This is a genomic window from Aphanothece hegewaldii CCALA 016, assembly GCF_003007785.1.
Taxonomy (GTDB): domain Bacteria; phylum Cyanobacteriota; class Cyanobacteriia; order Cyanobacteriales; family Microcystaceae; genus Chroococcus; species Chroococcus hegewaldii.
Genome location: NZ_PXOH01000083.1, coordinates 1 through 3,473, shown reverse-complemented (window position 1 = coordinate 3,473; position 3,473 = coordinate 1). Strand labels below are relative to the sequence as shown.

3 protein-coding genes and 1 tRNA gene are annotated in these 3,473 nt (G+C 40.8%); 1 reads left to right on the top strand and 3 read right to left on the bottom strand.

From position 1 onward, the window contains the following. The first annotated feature begins 389 nt into the window (after positions 1 to 389). Positions 390 to 460 (top strand) — tRNA-Met (locus tag C7H19_RS26050). 16 nt (positions 461 to 476) lie between these two features. On the opposite strand, the gene C7H19_RS24920 is transcribed toward C7H19_RS26050, so the two are convergent. Genes C7H19_RS24920 through C7H19_RS24910 form a run of 3 tightly spaced genes read right to left on the bottom strand, consistent with a single transcriptional unit; the run spans position 477 to position 3,326 of the window. Then, positions 477 to 2,453 (bottom strand): protelomerase family protein, encoded by a 1,977-nt coding sequence (locus tag C7H19_RS24920; protein ID WP_106459600.1) that lies wholly within the window; start codon positions 2,451 to 2,453, stop codon positions 477 to 479. 34 nt (positions 2,454 to 2,487) lie between these two features. Further along, on the bottom strand, positions 2,488 to 2,955 hold the full coding sequence (locus C7H19_RS24915) for a ribonuclease toxin HepT-like protein (protein ID WP_106459599.1): 468 nt from the start codon (positions 2,953 to 2,955) through the stop codon (positions 2,488 to 2,490). A gap of 5 nt (positions 2,956 to 2,960) precedes the next feature. Continuing rightward, the gene (locus tag C7H19_RS24910) at positions 2,961 to 3,326 is read right to left on the bottom strand and encodes a nucleotidyltransferase family protein (protein WP_106459598.1); all 366 of its coding nucleotides are present in this window, start codon (positions 3,324 to 3,326) and stop codon (positions 2,961 to 2,963) included. Between the last annotated feature and the right edge of the window lie 147 nt (positions 3,327 to 3,473).

The window sequence follows — 3,473 nt, the reverse complement described above, 5'->3', positions numbered from 1 at the left end:
AGTTGCTGAATTGTAAGGGGGGTTTTCTCTTTAGTCTCAATGATTTTCTGACGTAAATCTGTTGAATAGGGTTTCATTTCGAGATTTTATCTAAACTTTTCTCATTCTCTCATATTGCTCCACTCAATTGAAAATTGCTATTAACGAAGTTAATTTAGGACGGATGGGAAAAGAATTGCTTTTTGAATTGTTCTTTTACGTTTATGACGATGGTTGTGATTGGGTACGATTTGATGATGGGTATTTCGGAGTGTCAATATTATCTTGTCGTAGTGCGATCTCATCCCTTGAGCCGCGTTAGCTATGCGCCTTTTGTATCAAACGTTAAACACAACCAATCTGATTAGATTGGTTGTAGCCTTGTAGTTTATCGTGTTACAATAGAAGTAGCGGGTGAGTGAAACGGCTTCACGGAAGGCTCATAACCTTCAGATATCAGGTTCGACTCCTGTACCCGTCATAAGATAAAAACAGCTTTAGGCGAAACTATCTGAAATCGCCTCTCGAATTGTCCGTTTACGTTTATGACGATGATTGTGATTGGGTTCGATTTGATGATGGATATGATGTTGGTCAATTTCATCTTGTCTTAGTGCGATCGCCTTTTGTACCAAACGTTGAGATTTAGTGGCCTCACTGACCAATTCTTTAACTGAATTAATGGTAATTGCCCATTTGAGATCGTGTAGGTCGGTGGAATTGTTGTGAGCAATGATCGCAGCGATCGCATTGTTAATCACCTCCTGAGCTAATGGAGAATTACGAGGTGTTCGTTGTGTCGGTGTTACGTCAATTCTGCCGTTATCAGTTGTACCAGCAGAAACAGCCGTTTTGGGTTGAGCTTGTGTAGTAGCTTTAACCTTTGTTCTTGCAGTTTGATGAGTCGATAGCTGTGTAGCCCCCTGTATCTGTAAGTTGATGAACTGAGTCATGACATCAACGAGCTTATCAATTTTGGCCTCTAGTCCTGAAGCGGTAGAATTGGGATTCATTAAATCTTGACAAACAGGGACAGTCTTATTATTGGATTTTTGGTTAGTATCAGAGGTTATAGATTTTTGAAGATTGTCCCTGTTTGTCTGACTTTTTTCCAAGGGTGATGAGGTTGAAAGAGTTGGAGGTGAGGCAGCCTCATTAATCTGATCAGGTAAACTAGCAGCTACAGTTATTGGCTCTTGGTGATCATCATTAGTAAATGGTTCAACTTCAAGCTCACCCTGTAAGGGTTGGGTTTGTGATTTAGTTATTGAAGGTAGAGAAACTTCTGATTTAGGTGATGAAATAATTGGCTCATGCTCTAAACGAGATTTGACCCAGTTAAGCAATTCGTTCATCTTAGAAGATTGGTTAAGCGAGTTATCCAATTCCAACTGTTGAAAGATTTGATCGAGTAAAGATTTATCCTCTTTAATAATCCGAACACTACTAAGTTTTCCCTTCTCCCTTGAAGGGGCTGACTTAGCTTCAACTCGTCTTTGAAAAGCATCAATGACCTTCACTCCATCGGTTCTCAACTTAACCCCTTTGCGTTTTCCTCCATGCTGAAAGACAACCCCGTCAGCAATTTCATAATCCGAGTAATGACGGGAGGCGGAAAGCGATCGCCGTCTTTCAAGATTAGATTCATCAAGGATGGCATAATGTCCTTGAATCGCCGCTTTATACTCAACCTCATTCACATTTGGGGGACAAAACCAAAAAGTAGCGATCGTGGCATAAACTGACCTAAACAAATGAGTGTAAAGATTATCTTTACCTTCACGAAGAGGGACTAAATCAGTAAAGTGATGATCGCACTCTTTGATCACTGCACTGCCATATTTACTGTTAACATCTTCAGCTTTCATTCCTACCGCGTCGGGTAATTGTTGACGGACTTTGCTTAAAGCTTGACAGACAAGTTTAGCAGGAGCGAGAGTCGGAATCTCGAAACTGAGGACTTCCGTTTCACCACCGCGTTTTAAAGCACCAGTAAAACTGACACTCCACTCGCTCGAATAAGTAAACTGAGCAGTTGAAAGGAGTTCCGAGCTACGCCGTCCCGTTATCACTGATAAGCCCGCAGCAACTTCTGACCATTCGAGGGAATTAAGGAGAGCGATCGCTCTTTCTACTATGGCATTAGGATCATCGATAAATTGTACTTGTTCATTACGAAGAGCCACCCGTCCCTGCTTAAAATCATTTAATTGAATGTATTCATCAGTGTCAAATTTAATGTAATCCAAACTAAAATGATTCTCACCCAAATGATCTTTGATGGCTCGTCGGGTCGTATCCATTAAGGATTGTTGTTGAGACAGTTCAGTTAAGCCACGATCTGACCAAGAGTTACGGATGGTTTGGTTAAATTGTTCGGCTTGCTTTTTTCCTTCCTCCGAATTACTAAGACTCGATAGGAAGGGAAGATATTCAGTAGCGATCGCTAATTCTAACCAAGTACGTTTGCCCATAAAGTATCAACCAATCAATTTATTAAATTTGAGCTTAATGCTCTAGAAAAGAAGCAAAAGCTAGACATTCGGTTTTAATTTGAGTAAAAATTGATGGAGCCGATTCAACCAGAAGTCTTAGTTTTTCTGGCTCAAGTTGAAAAGCATAAACATTACGCACCACATGGCGTAAACCTCGATACTCTTCTAAAGCTTTGCGACTTTCAACCGAAATCAAGGCGGGTCGTCGTTCGGGGTTTTCTAAACTGATTTGTTCTAAAAGAAGCTGATGCCAGTTAGCTCCAGATGGCAAAGACCCATCGACAACTTTCGCCACTTTCTCAAAAAGTCTTTCCAATCCACTATAGAAATTATGTAATCCTAAAGCCACACTATCAAGGTAAAGTTGATCGTTACTCTCAAGATAACGTTGCCAACCCAACAAGGAGCGTTCAATTGAGATTTCAAGAAAGGAAATCTCCAATTTAATTTCTTGTGCCAATTTGAGAAGCTTTGAGTTCATTGAGTTCAAATAGCGAGCGCTCCAGAAAGAGATTTAGATAGATGAAGTGGGGGAGTATCTCCATCAACAAGATCGACTTCAAACTCATTACTAACCGCCGTGACCGCCGCAACAGCTTGATAGAAACGTGTAGGATGAATGCCCCAAACAATCAAATCAAGATCTGAATAGATGTCAAAATCTTCCCTGTTGCTTAAAGAACCAAAAACGGCTACTTGCGTTGCACCAAATTGTTCACGCAAGAGATGAGCTAAAAAATAAGCAACTTGCCAACCACGCTGCCATCGTTCATGATCGCTTTGAATAGCTGGAAGTTTTGCTCCTTTGTAGGATGACCATTGTTCTTGAGATAAATCGAGAGCCGTTGACATGATAATCCATCAACATCATTAAAAACCTAATCTTATTATAAACAATCCGATTCAATAAAGCAAGCCAGTTGGTAGTCCCTACAAACGAGTGGAGGTCGGGAAGTCATAGGCTTTTTCAGGTATGGGGGCAACGAGTAGCTCCCGCCA

Excerpts from the sequence above, each read along its gene's own strand:
- C7H19_RS24920 (WP_106459600.1), bottom strand. The coding sequence starts at position 2,453 with ATGGGCAAACGTACTTGGTTAGAATTAGCGATCGCTACTGAATATCTT.
- C7H19_RS24915 (WP_106459599.1), bottom strand. The coding sequence starts at position 2,955 with ATGAACTCAAAGCTTCTCAAATTGGCACAAGAAATTAAATTGGAGATT.
- C7H19_RS24910 (WP_106459598.1), bottom strand. The coding sequence starts at position 3,326 with ATGTCAACGGCTCTCGATTTATCTCAAGAACAATGGTCATCCTACAAA.